Below are 18,155 nucleotides of genomic sequence, written 5' to 3'. Positions count from 1 at the left end.
GCTCCGCCATTCAGATCCATCTTCACCGCCTGCAAGCCATGGCAGAGTGGAAAGTCGTCACCGTGGGCAACTGACATCCGCCATACAGGCCTCAGCGCGGTCAGAGCCAGATAACGTGACATTACCGCGCAAATGCTTGTGTGAGGGCCATCCGAAACAGTTCGACGTTAGTCTGCGTCACGGCTCTTTCCATTCACCATGGAGACGCCTGTGCGCCTATGCCTGTTCCGTAGGCAAGCGGGCGTTGCCCGCAGTCGAACTGTTTCTCGACCAACAGCTACCTGCACACACAACAACCGATCCAACCCGCCTCCCTGTTCGGATTGCTCGGCCATCAGGCCTGTATCAGTACCCGATCGCCATCGACCGTTCATTATTTGTGCGCGACAACAACAATACGCGGGCCATCAGGTGTGAACACCCCGCCATCCTGCCCATAGGCTTCAACAGCGTCGAACCCCGCGTCGCGCAACATGCGAACGTATTCGGGAAACCCATACTGTCTGAAAGAAAAGCGCATTCGTCTAACGGATCCATCGCGGACGATAATCCTCTTCCAGTTGATACGATCCGTCAGTGCGTCGGTGTCCACTATGTCGATCCTTACATCGTTGTCGCGCTGAACAACGAAGCAGGCAGGCTTGTCGCGCAGCCAAGCGAAGCGATTGAGGTGATCGATCAGCAGACGTCCGCCCTTTCGAAGTGAACAAGCGGCTTCATGAAGAACTCTTTCGTTCTCAGCGTCATCGAAATAGCCAAAACTCGTGAACCACAGAAGAGCGGCGTCAAAACGATCTCGCCACGGGAGTGAGCGCATATCGCCAGGGACATACTCAACATTCACTCGGCGTTCAGCCGCATCCGCTTCGGCTTTTTTTAGCAAGATAGGCGAGATATCAAGTCCGGTTACTCGCGCCCCTTTTTCCGCCAATCGGTTGGTAATCCGCCCATAACCGCATCCAAGTTCAAGAACTTGGTTATCTTGTCTCAATGAAAGAAGATTCCAAATTGCTGCCGCTTCTCGGTCACTTTCCTCCGGCGGTTTTACAACATCGCCAAAATAGAGGTAATCTTCGCTGAAGTATGCCTCAAGTTCTTCTGAGGACAGTTGATCAACCATGTTCTTTTCCATATTTATCTCTCAAAGTTAACGATCTTAGATTAGGGCATAGCAGACGGATACGACACGTAGAGCGAGTGGAGGTCGGCATGGGACCAGCGACGACGTGTTTCACACCCGTCGCCCGCTGCCGACCAAGGCATTGCGCGCTATCCGCGCTTCGCACTCGCCGTGAGCGTTTCGTGCCACGACGACCCCGAAATACTCATCAAGGAGGGCGAGCACGCGCTGCGTGCGGCTCCGGAGCTTCTCCAGCCCATACATCTTCACGACGTATTCCGCTAACAGTTGGAGAGCGCTCTCTTCGTCTCCTCCGTGAAAGACGAACGGGTCTGAGATTCGCTGCACAGTTACGTCATCGAACGGCGCAGCGGCGAACAGATCGAGTACCTCGCCTGCGGTAAAATGAGGATAGTCATGTGGGGTCACGGAATGAGTTGACACCACGTCAGCGAACCAGCGGGCAGTGGGGGAGCCCTCTTCAAAGTCATGAAGAACGAAGATGCCACCGGGCCGGAGAATTCGCGCAGCCGCCCGGACAGCAGTGGCGCGCCCAGCGCGCGGGATGTGGTGCGTGCCGTACGCCATCAACACACCATCCACCGATCCATCTTTTATCCAGAACGGATCGGTCGCGCCCTGCCAGGTCGCAAACAGACCATCTCGGATGCAACGGTCCACCATGAACTTTGAGACGTCAGAGTTGATGAAACTCGGGCAGCGCGCCTCGCCTAAGAGTTGGTGCGCTACCTTGTTCACATAGCCGTCACCGGCGAGAAGATCGCAGAAGATCAGTGATGAACACAGTCCGTCGCGACCATTGGGGTGCATTTTTCCCAGGAGATCCATCACACCCTCCGATCGTGCCAGCAGGGACAATTGGATGCTATCGAGGTAATCCGAACCACGCCCTTCCGGGGTGAACTCGTTGCGCGACAGTTTGGCAAGGCAGTCGAATGACTCTCTAGCGATTCGGGGCTCAATGGCCTTGAAGGCCACCGGATTTATTTTTTCCAACTGGGAGAGATGCGAATCTATACTATTGGGAAACATTATGTTCTCCATGGTGACCAGGTGCCGGCGGCTAGAGCGACAGAACCTGTTCTTGGTTGAGTTTTACGGACACCGGCCTTGGAGAGATTGTTGCGGCCGCGGGAGCCTTGAGAACGCCGTATTTCATGGGCGCCTTTGGATCTCATCTTCGGGCAGATCGTCCAACCAGCAGGCGCCCTCAAGGTGAGGCCGGGAAAAGATCTTTCCGATCTTTTCGGGACTCTTGTTTTGATGATACCGCATATAGATACGGCCGTCGGCTCCAAGGTCGAGGACTTCGATCTTTCCTGTGTGATGGGACATGATGTATTTGAAGGTTTTTTGGATGCCGCTGAGGCGTTGGTTGATGCCGCGAGCAATCTCTATTCCGCGGCGCAGTGAAACCTGAAAATGGGAAGCGCCTTTCACCGGTCTGGCCTGAAAGAGATAATACGGGCGGATACCCATTTGGTGACACTTGGCGAATGTGGCAGCCAAGATCTCAGGATCATCGTTGACTTTCGCCAGAAGCACGGTTTGATTCAGGAACTGCACGCCCAGATCGCGCAAGGAGCGAACCTTATGCTCCGCCTCAACGGAGATTTCGCCGATGTGGTCGAAGTGTGTGACGATCACTGCGGCCTTACCCGCTTCATCGATCCGTTTGAACAAAGCCGGTAAAGCGGGATCCTCGAACCGTTTGAGCTGATAGGCTAGTGTTTTTGTACCGAATCGAATCGAATCCAAATGTGGGATTGGCAGCAGCCGATCAAGCATCTTGTCGAGCTTGGCCGTGCTGAGTACCAGCGGGTCACCCCCTGTTATCAGCACGTTCGTTATCTCCGAATGGTCGCGAATATATTGCGCAATTTGCGCGAAATCAGCTGCGATTTCATCGGAATCCTTTCCGACAAGTCGTTTGCGAAGGCAATACCGGCAATATGAGGCGCAACGGTCCGTTGCCATCACCAACCCGGTTTGGGCGTACTTGTGCTGAAACCCGGGAAAGACCGTGTTATCTAGCTCGCCGCTCGTGTCCAGGGTTCCGGGACTTTCGAACTCTTGGAATGAAGGCTCCACGATGTACTTGAGCTGTTCGTAATAACCGCTGTTGGTGATCTGTTCACGGTAAGACTTCGTGACGTGATAGCGCATGATGCTACTGGCTTGCAGTTCCCCCTCGGTAACGACGCGCGGCCCCTCGATGAAATTCATCACCGTTGTGTCGGGCCGAGGGGCCGAGTGGGCGGGTGGTGCTTGAGGAGGGCAAGCGAGAGGTGCCGCGGCGGTCGCCCGCGCCTTCAGCTCTCCACCGCTAGGGCTCTGGTCCTTGTAGACAACCGCGATCGTTTTCGGATCCCGTTCCGTCTGCGCCCCAAGCAGTTCGTGAGCCCCGCGGTCTTGGAGACAGGCCTCTTCCGCCGGGTTCGATTCAACCGCAAATCGACGTTCCTCCGCCAACAGAAGCGGTACCGACCAGACTCTTTGCCCGGGACCGGCCGCCATCTGGCTCAGCGCCTGCTGCAAATAGCTCACAAACCGCTCCACCGTGCTCCGCTCAAACAGAGACGTCGGATAGATCAGCCTCCCACAGATCGCCTCGCCGACCTCGGAAAGGTTAAGCGCGAGATCATGTTGCGCGACACGATCGCCAACGCCTACATATTCAAGCTCGAGCCCCGGCAGTTCGACCGACTCACCAGGATTGTTTTGCCACGTAAGTATAACCTCCGGTTTGTGGGGCGGATCGATGAGTTCCACCGCCTGCTCAAATGGCAGGTCCTGATCATCCTGTTCCCCAGGCGCGGCGGCTTTCGCCCGTTCTAGCAATGTTTCCAGTGTCGGATCCCCCGACAGATCAATCCGCAACGGCAGGGTCCTGGCGAAGCAGCCGATCAGCCCCTCGATCTCGGAGCGAGTGCGGTTGGCGCGAGGTGTGCCGATCACCAGCTCGTTTCGACCCGACAGCCGCGCCAGTACCAGCGCCCAGCCCGCCAGCAGGGTCACGAACAGCGTCGTCCCATCGCGCTGGCTCAGTTCCTTGAGCTGTGCACTCAGCCGCTCGGGCAACACGAACTCGACGTAACTGCCGCTGTAGTCTCGCTGCGCCGGCCGCGGCCGGTCTGTCGGCAGCTCCAGCACTTCTGGCGCGCCATCCAGCATTCGGAGCCAGTATTCCGACTGCCGCTGCAGGAGTTCCTTTGCCAGTCGACCTCGCTGCCAAATCGCGTAGTCCGCATACTGCACTGGCAATGGCCTCAGCCGATCCGCGCGGCCTTCCCGGGCCGCGGCGTAGAGCTCGCTAAGCTCGCAGACCAGAATCTCCCCCGACCGGCCATCCGAGACCATGCGGTGCATGATGATCAGCAGCATATGATCGTCCTCCGCCAAGCGCGCCAGTCGTGTGCGGATCAGCGGCCCGGCTTCCAGGTCAAACACCCCCTGCCCTTCAAAACGCATCAGCTCCGCAAGGGTCGCCTCCACATCCGCTGCCGCCGTCAGATCGTCTCGCTTCAGCGGCAGGCCGACGTCCGCCGGTCCAATCCTTTGGAACGGCTCGCCGTCCTCGACCCCGAAGGTGGTGCGCAGCACCTCATGACGCGCCACCACCCCGTTCAAGGCCGACTGCAGGGCCGCCTCGTCCAATTCGCCGCGAAGCCGAAGCCCCACATAGATGAGATCGGCCTTACTCCCGCCCTTCCGACGTGACAGGAACCAAAGCCGTTGCTGGGGAAGCGACAGCGGTACCCGAGACGGACGCGGCAAGGCTTCAATTGGAGGGACCGCACCCAACAGTGCAGCGTCCATCGCGTTGATATGGATTGTTCGAGCACGTTTCATGTAGATCTCCTCGGCCGGGGACTGCGAGACCGCATGGTCATAACGGATCCTTCATCGTGTCCGATGCAATCGGCGTGCCACCGAGAGGTTGTCTGAGCAAGAGTCGCAAAAACCATATTTCGCGCCGCTTCGGCGGTGTGTCGGGCTCCGAACACGGACGTCTTCAACCGGACATCGCTGCGACAGGGGGCGACATCCCAGACCTTGCGGTAGCTCGACAGCACGGTGGTCATCCGCGCTTTGCCGTCGGGTCTGTTGTCGAAGCCAACCCGAATCCGGAGAGACACCTATGTCCGCCGAGATGATGAACCTGCGCGCGCTCCTGGAGAAGAATACCGATCCACTGCGGAAGAGGATTGATTTTGCCGCCGAGCGCCTCATGAAATGCGGGGAGCGCGCCATTCGCGTGGGTTATGACGAGAGGGCTTGTAGGGGATGCGGGGTAGTGGCTCGGGCCCCGGGATTGGGAGACGAGCGCAGATACGGAGGAACTGCGCATTCAAAAGCTCAGGCAGGTCCTACTTTCAGAGCTTCTTGGTGCGGAAGCGGATGACCGGAGAAGGCGCTGACGGCAGTGATCTAGCAAGTCTACGTCTAAGGGACTTCGACGCGTTCGGTTGACGATCTGGTCAAAGGTCAAGCCATGATCATGAGCGGGGGTTCCTGGAACCAAGTCTCTCCGCCTGTGTGGAGAGATCGACGGCAAATCTCCACCACCTATCTGAAGGATTGCCGCCCGGACGTATCGTCCCCGTCTCCGTCATCATTGCCGTCCGCGTCAAACGGGCGGGCGGCGCTAACAGCTGGGCATGGAGGTCGGCACGTCGGAGGCTTCACGTCGCGATCAGCGAGACCGTCCCCATCCCGCCTAAATCGTGGTCCCTCGATCAATTGGATATCTCGACCGAACAGGCTCGCCTCAACATGGTCAAGGCGTATCCAAAGACTATCGCCAAAGATTTTGATCGCGGTGCAGAGCCCTCGGCGCATTTACACAGGGCCAGGGTACCAGCGTGCGCCCTGACTGAAAACCGACGTCCCTTGATATCGCAATGCTCCGAAATTCGTCGAGACGCTTCCCTACCACACAGCCGGTATCGAAGACGTTGCAACAATGCCATCAAGTAAGATTCACAGACTCTTTGCACCGCAGATCGCTGGCAATGGTATTTCCATCGCAAAGCCTGATGCCAGGCACGGCAAAAAAGCTGATGCCGATTCACGCTCGACCGCGGAACAGCATGCAACGGAGGATCAAAAGCAATGGCACGAAGAGCACTCATCCTGCTTGAAGGGCACAGGAGTATTGGTCTGCTGTACGTGAAAGCGGCCCAGCGTCTTGGGCTTGATCCAATTACCCTGTCGGCTGATCCAGCTCAGTACGACTATCTTGCGGCGGAAAGGCTTGAGGCAGTCCGTGTCGATACAGACAATCTCGATGCGCTGATCCGCGAATGTTCCCGGCTACTTGCGACCTTTGACATTGCTGGCATTACTGGCTTTTCGGGCCTCGACGAGTCGATCTATGCGACAGTTGGCAAGCTCTGCCGGCATTTCGATGTACCAGGACCGAACCCCGAATCCATTGAACGATGCTGCGACAAATTCGTTCAACGTCAGCTTCTCGCGGAAGCCGGCGTCCCAATGCCTGCTTATCGCTTGGCAGCGGATGCCACGGAGGTGGAAAGCTCTGCAACGGAGATCGGCCTACCGGTGATTGTTAAGCCAGCCCTTGGGAGCGGCAGCTGCGGTGTCCGATTGTGCCGCAACGTCGACGAGTTGGGCGAACATACGGCCCATCTGCTGGCTGGGGAGCCGACACGGGGGTCTTCGCCGAGGATTCTGGTCGAAGAATTCGCACAAGGCCCGCATTATAGCGCTCATATAATGGGAAATGAGGTCGTTGGAATTACCGCCACCGACTTCAGCCTCCCACCGCATTTCGTCGTTCGTGAGAGCATCTTTCCGGCCCCGCTGACTGATGACGATTATAAACATATCACCGATGTTACGCTGAGCTGTTTGCCAGCTCTCGGCCTTGGCTGGGGGCCAACGAACATTGAATTCCGGTGGACGAAGCGTGGCCCAGTCGTCATTGAAGTCAATCCGCGTCTTCCAGGTGGGATCATTCCTCGAGTGACTCAGCTGGGTTATGGTGTCGACCTCGTCGCCGAGCACATCAAGCTTGTCATCGGCGAGGAATGGGATTTGCGCAGAAGGCATTCGCAGACTGCGGTCGCGCAGTTCCTACTGCCTGATCGCGATGGCATCCTCGATTGGATCGACGGCGACAGTCGGGCGGCTGCCATCCCAGGCGTCGCCGAGGTCAAATTCTATGTTGAACCCAAGACGCCGATCGTCAGGAAAAGCGATTCCCGGGACTATATCGGACATGTCATCGCCGCTTCGCCCACCGTTGCTCGGACTAAGGCGATACTTCAGCACGCCGTCGACTTAATCGGTTGGTCGATTACACCATTTCCGGCCGTTGGCGAACAGGAACAATCAGCAGCCCCTCATGTTCGCGCACCAGCGCAGATCGCGCCAAGTAAGAGGTGATCGTCGCCGAGGATTGGTGCAATCGAGAGCAGGCGAGCGAAGGTCTATGAGGATGCCATGGCCGTCGGACAGCGTTATGCATCTGTGTGCCAGTGATAACATCAAACGCAAATGGCCGGAGGAGAGACTATGGAACGCTCGCGGATGACTGCGGTCTCTCAGCTTCGAGGGCTGGCAACCAGAGCGTCCGACCAGTTTTCTGTGGTACAATCGATGCATTTCCCCACGGCAGCCGGGGAGGCGTTTGCGGTCGAATTCGGCCGATTTCTCGCCAACACTGATGGCGTTGCTCAATCTGAACAGTTGTTCGACCTGCTATCTGCTTTTGCCCTGAATTTCGATTGCCCGTGGATCGCCTATGGCTCTCTGACGCCCGACCAAAACTTCTTGAAGCCGGACCGACGCGATCCGGCACTCATGCTGAGTTATCCTGATGAGTGGCAGGAGCGCTATTTCAAAAGGGGTTATGACCGGATAGATCCCCTCATCAAGAAGAGTCGAAAGGCGCAGGCGCCTTTCGATGGAGCGAGGTGTACAACGACGCAAGCACGACTGAAGATGAACGGCGCGTTTTCGACAAGGCTGCGACGTTCGGCTTAAGGTCAGGCATTAGCGTTCCATTGCACGGCCCCGGTGGCAGGTTTGCGATCATGAGCTTTGCTCAAGCCTCGGACCGCAAGTTCCAAAATAGAACAATCACCTACTTGCAATTTGCCGCGTTTCATTTCCATCTGAAACTTGCGAAGTTCGCGAACTTGAGTGGTATCGAGGAAGCTCCTGATCTTTCTCTAAGAGAACAAGAGTGTATACTGTGGACGGCGAGAGGGAAATTGTCGTGGGAGATAGGACAAATTCTAGGGATATCCGTAAACACGGTCAATTTCCATATAAAAATGCAGAACGGTCACTGCTATAAAAGCCATAAACTTCGGAATTATCGAATTGTAAAGAAGCGGCTGACATGCCACTGAACTTTCATCAGGCGGCGATTAGAGTCTCGGCCCGCAGTGCTCCGATACCATTCTTTGGACCGGCCGGAAGGTAGAATTTCCCGGCTTTCTCACGATGGCGGGCTGGCGGCGCCATCGGGATCAAGCAACGAGATCGGGGTCTTGTGCCCGATCGCCCCATGCGGGCGCACCCGTTGTAGTATCTGCGCCAATCCTCCAACTTTTCGGCGGCGTCGGCAAGGGTCAGGAACCAGTGGGCGCTCAGGCACTCCGCCCTGAAGCGGCCGTTGAAGGCTTCGATGTAGGCGTTGTCGGTGGGCTTTCCCGGCCTGCTGAAGTCGAGCGTCACGCCTTTCGCGTAGGCCCATAGGTCGAGGTCGCGGGAGACGAACTCGGAGCCTTGGTCGACGCGGATCGTCTTCGGATAGCCAATCTTCGGACAGACCTGTTCCAGTGCCCTGACCACATCCTCCGCCCGATAGCTGAACCGCGGGTCGAGCACAGGCACATAGCGGGAGAACGTGTCGACGACCGTCAGCACACGGATCTTCTTGCCGGTGGCGAGCTGATCGTGGACGAAGTCCATCGCCCAGACGTCGTTCGGGCCGACGGCTTCCTCCCGGCCTTCCCGCAGCTTCGCCTTCACACGCCGCTTCGGCGTCTTGTTCCTGAGCTGCAGGCCCAAGTCCCTGTAAATTCGATAGGTTCGCTTCATGTTGATGTCCCAGCCCTCGCGCGTGAGCATCACGTGCACGCGCCGGTATCCGTAGCGGACCCGTGTGGCGCAGATGTCCTTGATCCGAGCTTCGATGCCGGCCTGATCGCGGCGGCGGGACTTGTAGTGATAGGTCGACGTGTCGAACTCCAGAACCCGGCATGCCCGCCGGATCGACACGTTCCACTCATCACACGTCTCCGCCACCAGCTCGCGTTTGCGACCAGGCCTCACAGTTTTCGGCGAATGACGTCCTGCAGCATCTCCTTGTCCAAGGACAGATCGGCCACCAGCTTCCTGAGCTTGCCGTTCTCGTCCTCAAGCTGCTTCAGCCGCTCATCTCGGTCGGCAGCAGTCCGTCGTATTTCTTCTTCCAGTTGAAGTACGTCGCCTGGCTGATCCCCGCCCGACGACAGATCTCCGCGACGGGGATTCCGTCCGCTCCCTGCTTTCGATGCCTTCATCGTCTTCCGCTCCTCCCAGCCAAGGGATTTTACCGCGGAAAACTCCACTTTCGAACGAGGCGCGGAGCCTTCATCAGCGTAGCGTCGAAGCCGTTTGCGATGATAATTCCGGCATAGGTTGCCCGGTCTGATAGCCCAGGGAGGAATGGCCTCGCGGTATTGTTCTCGTCCACCCATTCGGAGCTGGCGCTTTCCCGGCCAGATGGTCGGCGCATAGCAGAAGGCGAGCGCGTCCTTGTCCTTCATGCCTGCGGGCGTGGCTGCGGGTCGCCATTGATGAGGAAGGCCCCGCTCCTGAACGGGAACCGTATGATGGTCCCGCTCTCACCGAACAGGGAGCCCACGAAGATCGAACCAGCAACCATTGACCTCGATCACCAGTGTGGGTTTGCGCGCGAAGAGACCCAATTGGCGGTGACAAGATTGACCCGTGCTTCATGCTTGTTTCCTCCTTTGCTACGTGGATCAATTAACCTTGGCAACTCACCCGTTACGACGGACGTCGAGGCCTTAACTGCCCTGCCGGCGGAAGCCAGTCAGCCGCTACGACATCTATCTCAGGTCCACCAGAGAACAAGATCCGGGCGCGCAAACCCGAAAAAGCTGTTCAGCAGTACTCGACGCTTTCCGTTGCCTGATTGACCGGTGACACCGTGAACGAAACCGCCATCAATCAGGGCGATATCCCCGGCCTTGAGCTGGAAGTCGCGACAAGGTATGGCCTCGAGATAAGCTGCCGAATAGGGATAGCCCGTGGTCTCAACGCCCTGCGACTTTCGATCGATGACTGTCGGCTTGTGGTTCCAGAGCCGCAGATTGCCACCTTCCTCGGGCATGCTGGGATAGAAGTTGAGTGCTGCGACGGTGTTGTGCGCCACCGCAGAAAGCTCGTAATCGATCCCAGCACATAACACTTGAGCGACATCGTCGTGGGGGTCCAAGGAGAATGTGCCGCTGCCAGACCAACTGAGAGCGCGACAAATATTAGCCTGACCATGTTCCGAACGGGCCAGCCGCAATTCAATGCCCTGTTTGTGAAGCTCGCGCTTCAACGCGTCGAACAATGCTCGGACCGGATCAACCAAATTCTCAAAAAGGGCGTCGACGTACGGTCGCGCAGTTTTCGCCTCTGCGAAATAGGTGGCTGCATCCTTCCTGTAGTGGGATGCGCCGACATATTGTCCGGGGACGCCATCCTTACGCTCCTTGAGAGCGGGACTGCCACTGAAGTTCGCGGTGATCTCCTCGGCTATTTCGGTGCTGAAAGCTCGGCTGATGTGCAGAGCTGTGATCTCACCTTTCAGGACTGAGATGATCTCCGCAGTGCTGATCGAGCCGGTGCGTTCTCTGATCGCAACAGGCGAGATGGCTGGCGCTTGATGAGTAGTCATTGGCTTGCTCCTTTAAGTGCCTGATCAAGGATGGCGATCCCATGATCGAGTTCGTCATCGGTTATGGTTATCGGCGGGAGGACTTTGATGACGTCGCGATTTGGCCCTGAAGATTCGATCAGCAGGCCATTTTCGAACGCGACATCGTGCACACGGCTCACAGCGGCCGATGAACGGCACTTGAGGCCCGCCATCAGACCGCGGCCGCGCTTTTGTTCAATGCACTTGGGAAATTTCGCAACGAGGCGGTCAAGGTGTCGTTGCAGCTTGACGGCTGTCCGCTCGACGCCTGCAGTAAACTGCCTGTCGGACCACAGTTTGCACGTGGCCCCTGCAGTCACGAAGGCGAAATTGTTGCCTCTGAAGGTTCCGCTATGTTCTCCGGGATTCCATATGTCTATGTCGGGGCGGATCAGAACAATGGAGAATGGACTACCTGAACCGCTTAGGGATTTTGAAAGGCACACGATGTCTGGTTCGATTTTTGCGAACTCGAAGGAGAAGAAATCGCCCGTTCGTCCTGCACCTGCCTGAATGTCGTCGACGATCAGAACAACGCCGTGCTTACGGCAAATGCGCTGAATTTCTGTGAGCCAAGCTGCGGATGCGGCGTTCATGCCGCCTTCTGCCTGGATGGTCTCCAGAATGATTGCGGCAGGCTTTTCTATGCCGCTGCCTGGATCGCCCAAAACCCAGTCGATGTAACTGGCGGAATCGAAATGTTGGCTCGGATAGCCGTCATAGGGGACACGGACCACATCGTGGCGAGCAACGCCGCCCAGCTCCCTGGTTGACGCCGAACCCGACACCGCCAGAGAGCCGAGTGACATGCCGTGGAACGCATTTGTGAAGGCCATGACGCTCGAGCGGCCGGTATATTTTCGCGCCAGCGCCAGCGCCGCTTCGTTGGCGTTTGTGCCGGTCGGCCCAGGAAACTGTATCTTGTACGAAAGGCCTCTAGGCTTCAGGATCGAATCGACAAACGCTTCAATGAAGTCACGCTTCGCCGCCGTATACATATCAAGCGACAGAAGAATGTTCTCACCGATGAGATATTCGATAGCTGGCGCAATAATATTCGGGTTGTTGTGTCCGTAGTTGAGTGCACCAGACCCTACAAGAAAATCGATATATGGGTTACCGGCCTCATCCCAGATTGTCGCCCCAAGGGCCTTCGTAAAGACCGTGGGAAATGACCGCCCATAGCGACGAACGTTGGACTCGTGAGCCGTGAAAGCGTCGGTATTCATTTAGGGTCCCTCTGATGTAGGCGTCGCGTCGAGCGAGAGAGCGATTAAATGCCTTTGGTGGGGTTGTTCTTCAGTTTGGTTCAGACAAGTCCGGGCGGTGTTGGGTAGGTTGGTGATTTCCCTGATATTCAGGAAGTCTGCTGGTCATAGCGATATGCTCCTCAATAGTTTCGCCGTAAAATAGAGACCGGACCTGGGCGCTGACTCATCTGCTACACGGATGCTTTTCGATGCCTCCAGCATCGTCACGTTGCTCTGCATGCCGAAACCTCTCGGTCAATGCGTTTACACGAGCTCGTTTCTAGAGTTGTCGGCTGAGCGCCGATACCACGGCATCTGGTAGTTGACGCATCTGCTCATCGCCACGAAGCGCCTGCCAGTCAATAAAATCAAAAGCTTAGCGCAAACAGCGGCTCATGTGTGACAGGCACATACAGCATAGCATGTTGGGTGTTGCAGGTCCCTTCGGCAGCAACAAGAACCGGTTCCATGCCTTAGAGCGCACTCTGCGCATACGGCCGCCCCTTCCAACCGCGGCGTCAGGCACTTCGCTTTCTCCTCATCAGTCCTCTTCCTCGATGGACGATTTCTGTTTTCGGGGACGCCTACTTCGGGCACAATTGCGCAGCCGACGACATTCCGACCATCACTCCTTTTTCTGTTTTCTCCTCGGTTTTGTGTTTTTCCTCGTCCGGCTGCTCTTTGGCCCCTTCGGGAAATTGTTTTGCGGAGCCGCACAGAGAGCGCCGCAACAAACCTCCTCACCCTTGTAGTTGGCCAGGGCCTGCAGCAATTCTGGCAGAAGGTGCTGTTTCAATTCGTCCGCGACAGGCTCCGGACCGTCCAGCGATTTCAGTGCCAGCTCGACCATCTCGATCGCGCGATCTTTGTTGCCGCTCTCATGGTAGTACCGGGCGACCGCCGGATAAGACCAAAACTTAGGGCTGTCGCCTTGCGCGGGATTCAGTGCCAAGATCTGTTCGGAGAGCTCCTTGCCCATCGCAAAGCGCTCAGCAGACGGAAAGCGCGAATGGTCAAGGTTCGGATGGAAGAGTTGGTCTAGCGCTGCAATCATCCAATGCTCGGAGTTTCTGTCGATCGCGTCGCAAGCGAATTGGCTCATGACGGGCAAGCCGGTCCACATGTCGTGCATTCTGTGAAGCACCAGATGCGCATGAGCCTGGCGGAAATTGAGGTTGTCCGGCAGCAAGGCGATGCCCTCTTCGATCGCCAAGAGCGCCGTCTTCCAATCCTCTTTCTCCACCGCCGCCCTAAATCTGTCATTGATCGGCTTCTTCAACGCTTGTTCGCGCGCCATGGCTTCGCTTCTGGCGATCCGCTGCGTATCGGCGGCTTTCGCTTCATCGCTAGTGCGCCAGCTGCCGTTAAGCACTTTCGGCAAAACGTCATCGAGTTCCATCGGATGGCCGATAAAGGCGATGTGGCCGTCCCGGTCGACCACGAACGAGGCTGGAATCCCGCCAGAAAAGCTGGGTTCCCTCCAAAGCCTGTTCATTTCGCCAGTGTGGTCGAACGCGATCCGATAGTTCAGATTCGAGCACTTTTCGCTCAACCACGCATCCAGCTTGGTTCGGGCCTCATCGGCCGTTGGAGCCTGTTCATCAGCCGCGACGCCGATGACCTCAAGTCCGCTGTCCAGATGGGGCATCGCCGCCAAACATGGTCCGCACCAGGTTGCCCAAAATTCGACGATGTACACTTTGCCGGGCTGGAAGTTCGCGAGGGGCTCGCCAATTAGCCAATCCTCCACTTTGATTGAAGGAGCCGGGGACTCCATCTGCAATACCATGTTGCTCTCCAAAGCTATTGCCAAGTTTGCGCGCTTTATGCGCGAGCTTGTTTCCCCCTTAGAGACGGGGCACGAGGATTCAACGAAAGGAGAGCATCGCTCGTCTCGCGCGTCTGCATTCAGTCAGCCCTCACTCCGTGTTGCCGCATCTCAATTCGCAAAGGCCGTGCCAGCGCGCACTACACGCGGTAAGTGATGATTAGGCTTTGAAAAACCTCCACCTGCCAAAGTTGGGCCGGTTGTATTGAACCCGACACTTTTTTCTCCCTCCGTCAGGTTCCAGACATGCATCACGCGCCTCGCGTCGCCAAAAAAGCGTGGCCACGGACGACTCCACATGTATTCGGGCTGAGGGACGAGCAGATAGACATCATAACAGCGTTGGCTACCGCCAGGCTCGTCATCATCGTCCGCGCCACGCCACCGGGCTTTGAGCATCCAGCCATTCTGGTCTCTGTCGGTCAGCGGATCTCGCCATTTGCGATTTCAAGGGGGCGCTCTATCCGAGCGCTGCCTATGCCCTGCCCTCTTCCGCCTTGCGATTGAATTCCTAGCTGGCGACATGGGCGTTCTTCGCGAAGCCGGTCCAGCCGCGGCTCGCGAATGCCATCATCGTCAGATTGGCGATGATGATGACGAAAAGGCCCAGGAAGAGTGCCGGCACGTGCCGTCCGGCGAACTCCCCGGCATTCCTCCTTTGTGACGTTATCTTCTGTGTCCCCTGGACTCAGGCGCGACGGGACCGCCTGGTGCGAATGTGAGCCTTGTCGGAATTGACCGTCCAAAGGCCGCCCGGTCTCCACGCGGCCCGGCGGACCGACGGAACACGCTGAGGATGCGGCCGCCTTCGCCGCCAATCCGCCTACAGACCCAGGCGACGATAACGTGATTGATGCCATCGATTCCCGCCGACGACGGCCAAGAGCAATACCGTCCCGACCCGACGTTGAGGGCCTCGGCCACGGCACGGTCATTGCGTTGTTCACCACCCAGCCGCAGTGAGCAAGAGATCTGGTCGCGCGCATGCAAATGCCGCTGTGGGATCCGAACGCGATCTGCCGTGCTGAAACGAGTCTCCTTCTGGACCTGACGCCGACCTGCGAAGCCGTGGCATTGAGTGCATTCAGGTGCGCTGTACCTCTGCGCGGCCGGCCTCCGCGTTGCGGATCATCTCGGGCCGAGCGGAACCCCCGACAACGCTAGAGAGGTCCGTGATGGTTTCGACGAGGGCGCGTGCGGATTGGCTGCGAGGAGGCTCGCGAAATTTCCCGCGTTTGTCGCGACCTTTCTCCCAATTAGCATCAGGATCGGTGACCCAAGGGAGTAGAGCTTCGAACAGCTCGGTGCTCCCCTGGAACCAGTCAGCGAGCCAAAAACAGCGGCAATGGCGGCCTCCCAACTATCCATCTCGTGACACCGCCGAAGAGCCGCTCACGCAGCCGGCGGCTGCCATAAGCGCCCATGACGATCATGTCTGCGGACGTGTCGATTGCGTGCTGCGCGAGGACCGTTGCCACCGGTTTGTCGGCGCTCGGCAGCCGGTCAACCGACACCTGAGCTCCGTGCCGAGTAAGATAGGCAGCGATGTCGGCTCCCGGCTCAGAACCGTTTCCGTTGTAGGTCGTCTTCGGACCGACCAGTCGACCAGTGTGACACGAACTTCCTCAGCACCGCATAGCAGATCCAGCGCTTCCCGAACCGCGCGGGACGCCTCGACCCGCGAATCCCAGCCGACCAGCACGCGCCGCGGCGACAGTGTCGCCTCAGCGCCCTTCGGCACAACAAGCACCGGCTTTCCCGTATCGAACAAGCTGCCATTGATAACAAGAGGTCCAAGATTATTATCGCTGAGAAGTGCGGGGCCGACGATCGTCAGGTCGGTGCAGGGCGCCCGCTGTCGCACCGCGTCACCAACGTTGGCCTGATCGCAGTAATCGGTATCGACGTCATAGCAAAGCGACGTGGCTCTCAGCAGTTTCTGGATTTCCCTGGATGTTTTTTCCAGGCTGGCCATGTCCTGCGAAAATCTCTCGATCTGCCTAAACCGTTTGTCCAGCCTGGCAATGGCCTGTCCGCGTTGTCCAGGCCACTCGGCCATGCCATCGCCGAGCAGCGGAGACGACATAACGAGCGGCGGAGGCGACATAATCAATACGGAAAGATATGCGCCGACCTCGGCACATAAGCCGGCAGCTGGTCTGACGTCCTGATCGGAGTGGTCAGAACCCGTGACACAGAGTACGCTTTTAAAAGCCATCTGACTGCTTCTTTCTTTTCGAATATGTCGGGCCTTTAAGCGCGTTCGACGCCCTTAGCTTGCCCTCAGCACGACGGAGGGGGAGTGGCAGCGCACCGATGCCTATTCACCGTCAGGTTCAGGTTCAGCGTGCGCCTCCTCGAGCGAGTAGCCCTCGGACCTGATGGTACGAATGACGCTGCCGGCCGACGTCCTCTTCAGCTCCTTTCTGATCCGGCTGATATGGACATCGACGGTGCGCTCTTCGACGTGGATGTTGGGCCCCCAAGCTGCGTCCTTTAACTCCTTCCGCTTGAACACCTTGCCGGGATTCTCGAGCAAATGCTGCAGCAGTTTGTACTGGAGCGGTCCGAGGTGGATGTCGTGGCCGTTACCGCGGACTCGGCGGGCATCGACGTTCATCTCAAGGCTGCCACAGCGGAGCAATCTGCCGTTTACAATCCCGTTTGAACCGGGCTTCGCCAGCGCCAGCTTCGTCCGTAGACAGTCGAGCAGCTTGCCCGGTGCGAATGGCCGCACAAAACTTTCGTCAATGCCTGCCTTCAATAGATCGAAATGCTGGTTCTGGGCGCCGGGCGCGATCAGGGCAATAACGAGCAGCCGGCCGGTCCGGGGGTCTCCCTTGAGCTGGGAGCAGATGGTGGATCGTGTCGCGCTTGCCGGCTGGCAGTCCAGCACCACGGCCTTCGGCTCCCGCTCAACTGTCAATTTAAGCACGTCATCCACGCTGCTGGCCAGTTCAAACCTGAAGACATCCGCCTCCAGGATGTGTCCGTAGTTATGAATGAACTCCGGATCTTGCGAACAGATCAGGACCAGTGGCTTCATCGGTGCTGCGTTGTCTAAAGACATTAATTCTGCCTCGGCCGCATGGATTGATTGAGCTCGACATAGAAGTCGTCCCCCTGGGCGGCGCAGATGCCGACGGTTTCACCCGCCTGAGCCATGCCGTGAAGTTGCATGACCTCGCGTCAGCAGATCTTGAGGCGGCGACAGCAACCGATGCAGGTCGTCGCGTTGATAGCGGTCGCATATTCCGGGATCCTTCTGGACGTCGCGGGTGACGGAAGGGCTCGTCATCATGAATTCTCCAATGCACCGAACACTCTCCTTGCAGCGTCCACTCGGCAAGAATGTCGAACGTTTTCCCGCCGACGGCCTTGATCTCGGACAGCTTGATGGGAAGGCTCTTGGCGAGGTCGTGCAGTTGTCGTCTTCGCTGCACGCGAGAGACTGCAGGTTCGGCACGTTCTATGCAGCGCCTCAAGGTCTGACATGATCTCTTTCCCTCGAACCGGTTCCATCACGCACGCGCCACCTCGGGATAGGTCTCGATGGCCGCGAGCGCATCGTCGACCAGTTTCGTGCCGGCCTGAGTGAGCTTCCGGAACGTCTCGAAGCCGAACCGGTGGACGTCGCGCAGGGTCTTCGACAGAACCACCAACCGCCCGGCCGTGAACAGCACCCGCCCGAATCCCTCATGGCTCATCTCCATCATCGGCGATGCCATCAGCCCGCAGCGCTCCTCGATCGCAAGCCCAACAGCGCTGTAAAACATATCAAGCCTCCACAGCACGTCCGGATCGGGATCGCCGATGATCGGGATTGCACGGCGCTGTTCCTTAGTGATGATGAAGGCGGCCAGCAGCTCGGGGTCCGCTTTGCCTTCCCACGCTCCGTAGGAGTCCTGAGCACGGATTAGCCGCACGAGGCATTTCAGGAACGGGCTGGCAAGCGCCACCTGATCCTCGGCGACAGCAGGGCTA

The 18,155-nt window shown here is 57.9% G+C and carries 12 protein-coding genes and 3 pseudogenes; 3 read left to right on the top strand and 12 right to left on the bottom strand.

The window, feature by feature from the left end; all coding sequences use genetic code 11:
* Positions 1–373 precede the first annotated feature (373 nt).
* The 4 genes and pseudogenes from B5V02_RS00905 to B5V02_RS42580 form a co-directional block, all read right to left on the bottom strand.
* The gene (locus B5V02_RS00905; protein WP_111542395.1) at positions 374–1,132 is read right to left on the bottom strand and encodes a class I SAM-dependent methyltransferase; all 759 of its coding nucleotides are present in this window, start codon (positions 1,130–1,132) and stop codon (positions 374–376) included.
* A 99-nt stretch (positions 1,133–1,231) separates the two neighbouring features.
* On the bottom strand, positions 1,232–2,173 hold the full coding sequence (locus B5V02_RS00900; RefSeq protein WP_167458318.1) for a methyltransferase domain-containing protein: 942 nt from the start codon (positions 2,171–2,173) through the stop codon (positions 1,232–1,234).
* A 123-nt stretch (positions 2,174–2,296) separates the two neighbouring features.
* Complete coding sequence (locus B5V02_RS42585; RefSeq protein ID WP_425374338.1) at positions 2,297–3,367, bottom strand: KamA family radical SAM protein; 1,071 nt, start codon at positions 3,365–3,367, stop codon at positions 2,297–2,299.
* 240 nt (positions 3,368–3,607) lie between these two features.
* Positions 3,608–4,960 (bottom strand): annotated as a pseudogene (locus B5V02_RS42580) (condensation domain-containing protein); the annotation flags it as partial.
* A 1,296-nt stretch (positions 4,961–6,256) separates the two neighbouring features.
* Here B5V02_RS42580 and B5V02_RS00890 point away from each other — a divergent pair.
* The 3 genes and pseudogenes from B5V02_RS00890 to B5V02_RS41325 all read left to right on the top strand — a co-directional run bounded on the left by B5V02_RS00890 (position 6,257) and on the right by B5V02_RS41325 (position 8,523).
* Positions 6,257–7,552, top strand: a complete 1,296-nt coding sequence (locus B5V02_RS00890) for an ATP-grasp domain-containing protein (RefSeq protein ID WP_111542392.1) — start codon at positions 6,257–6,259, stop codon at positions 7,550–7,552.
* Positions 7,553–7,663: 111 nt separating this feature from the next.
* Positions 7,664–8,229: pseudogene (locus B5V02_RS41330) on the top strand (autoinducer binding domain-containing protein); the annotation flags it as partial.
* On the top strand, positions 8,203–8,523 hold the full coding sequence (locus tag B5V02_RS41325; protein WP_425374337.1) for a helix-turn-helix transcriptional regulator: 321 nt from the start codon (positions 8,203–8,205) through the stop codon (positions 8,521–8,523). The pseudogene B5V02_RS41330 and the gene B5V02_RS41325, both read left to right, overlap by 27 nt.
* A gap of 89 nt (positions 8,524–8,612) precedes the next feature.
* Here B5V02_RS41325 and B5V02_RS00880 read toward each other — a convergent pair.
* The 8 genes and pseudogenes from B5V02_RS00880 to B5V02_RS00845 all read right to left on the bottom strand — a co-directional run.
* Positions 8,613–9,668, bottom strand: a pseudogene (locus tag B5V02_RS00880) (IS3 family transposase); the annotation flags it as partial.
* Between the two features lie 570 nt (positions 9,669–10,238).
* Positions 10,239–11,072, bottom strand: a complete 834-nt coding sequence (locus B5V02_RS00875; RefSeq protein WP_111542391.1) for a 2OG-Fe(II)-dependent halogenase WelO5 family protein — start codon at positions 11,070–11,072, stop codon at positions 10,239–10,241.
* A complete protein-coding gene (ectB, locus tag B5V02_RS00870; protein ID WP_111542390.1) occupies positions 11,069–12,322 on the bottom strand; it encodes a diaminobutyrate--2-oxoglutarate transaminase in 1,254 nt (417 codons plus the stop codon). Before ectB ends, B5V02_RS00875 begins: the two co-directional genes overlap by 4 nt.
* Positions 12,323–12,968: 646 nt before the next feature.
* Positions 12,969–14,132 carry a TlpA disulfide reductase family protein gene (locus B5V02_RS00865; RefSeq protein ID WP_111542389.1) on the bottom strand — a complete coding sequence of 388 codons (1,164 nt, stop codon included), beginning with the start codon at positions 14,130–14,132 and terminating at the stop codon, positions 12,969–12,971.
* Positions 14,133–15,493: 1,361 nt separating this feature from the next.
* Positions 15,494–15,649, bottom strand: a complete 156-nt coding sequence (locus B5V02_RS41320; RefSeq protein ID WP_245445571.1) for a universal stress protein — start codon at positions 15,647–15,649, stop codon at positions 15,494–15,496.
* Positions 15,601–16,389 (bottom strand): hypothetical protein, encoded by a 789-nt coding sequence (locus B5V02_RS00860; protein WP_245445572.1) that lies wholly within the window; start codon positions 16,387–16,389, stop codon positions 15,601–15,603. Before B5V02_RS00860 ends, B5V02_RS41320 begins: the two co-directional genes overlap by 49 nt.
* Positions 16,390–16,491: 102 nt before the next feature.
* Positions 16,492–17,241: a winged helix-turn-helix transcriptional regulator gene (locus B5V02_RS00855; RefSeq protein WP_111542388.1), complete on the bottom strand. Its 750-nt coding sequence runs from the start codon at positions 17,239–17,241 to the stop codon at positions 16,492–16,494.
* 451 nt (positions 17,242–17,692) lie between these two features.
* On the bottom strand, positions 17,693–18,155 hold a 463-nt coding region (locus B5V02_RS00845; RefSeq protein ID WP_111542387.1), incomplete at its 5' end, for a NifX-associated nitrogen fixation protein.

Source organism: Mesorhizobium kowhaii, assembly GCF_003253745.1.
Taxonomy (GTDB): Bacteria; Pseudomonadota; Alphaproteobacteria; order Rhizobiales; family Rhizobiaceae; genus Mesorhizobium; species Mesorhizobium kowhaii.
Note: the sequence above shows the minus strand (reverse complement) of the source record. Positions and strands in the feature narration are given on the sequence as shown.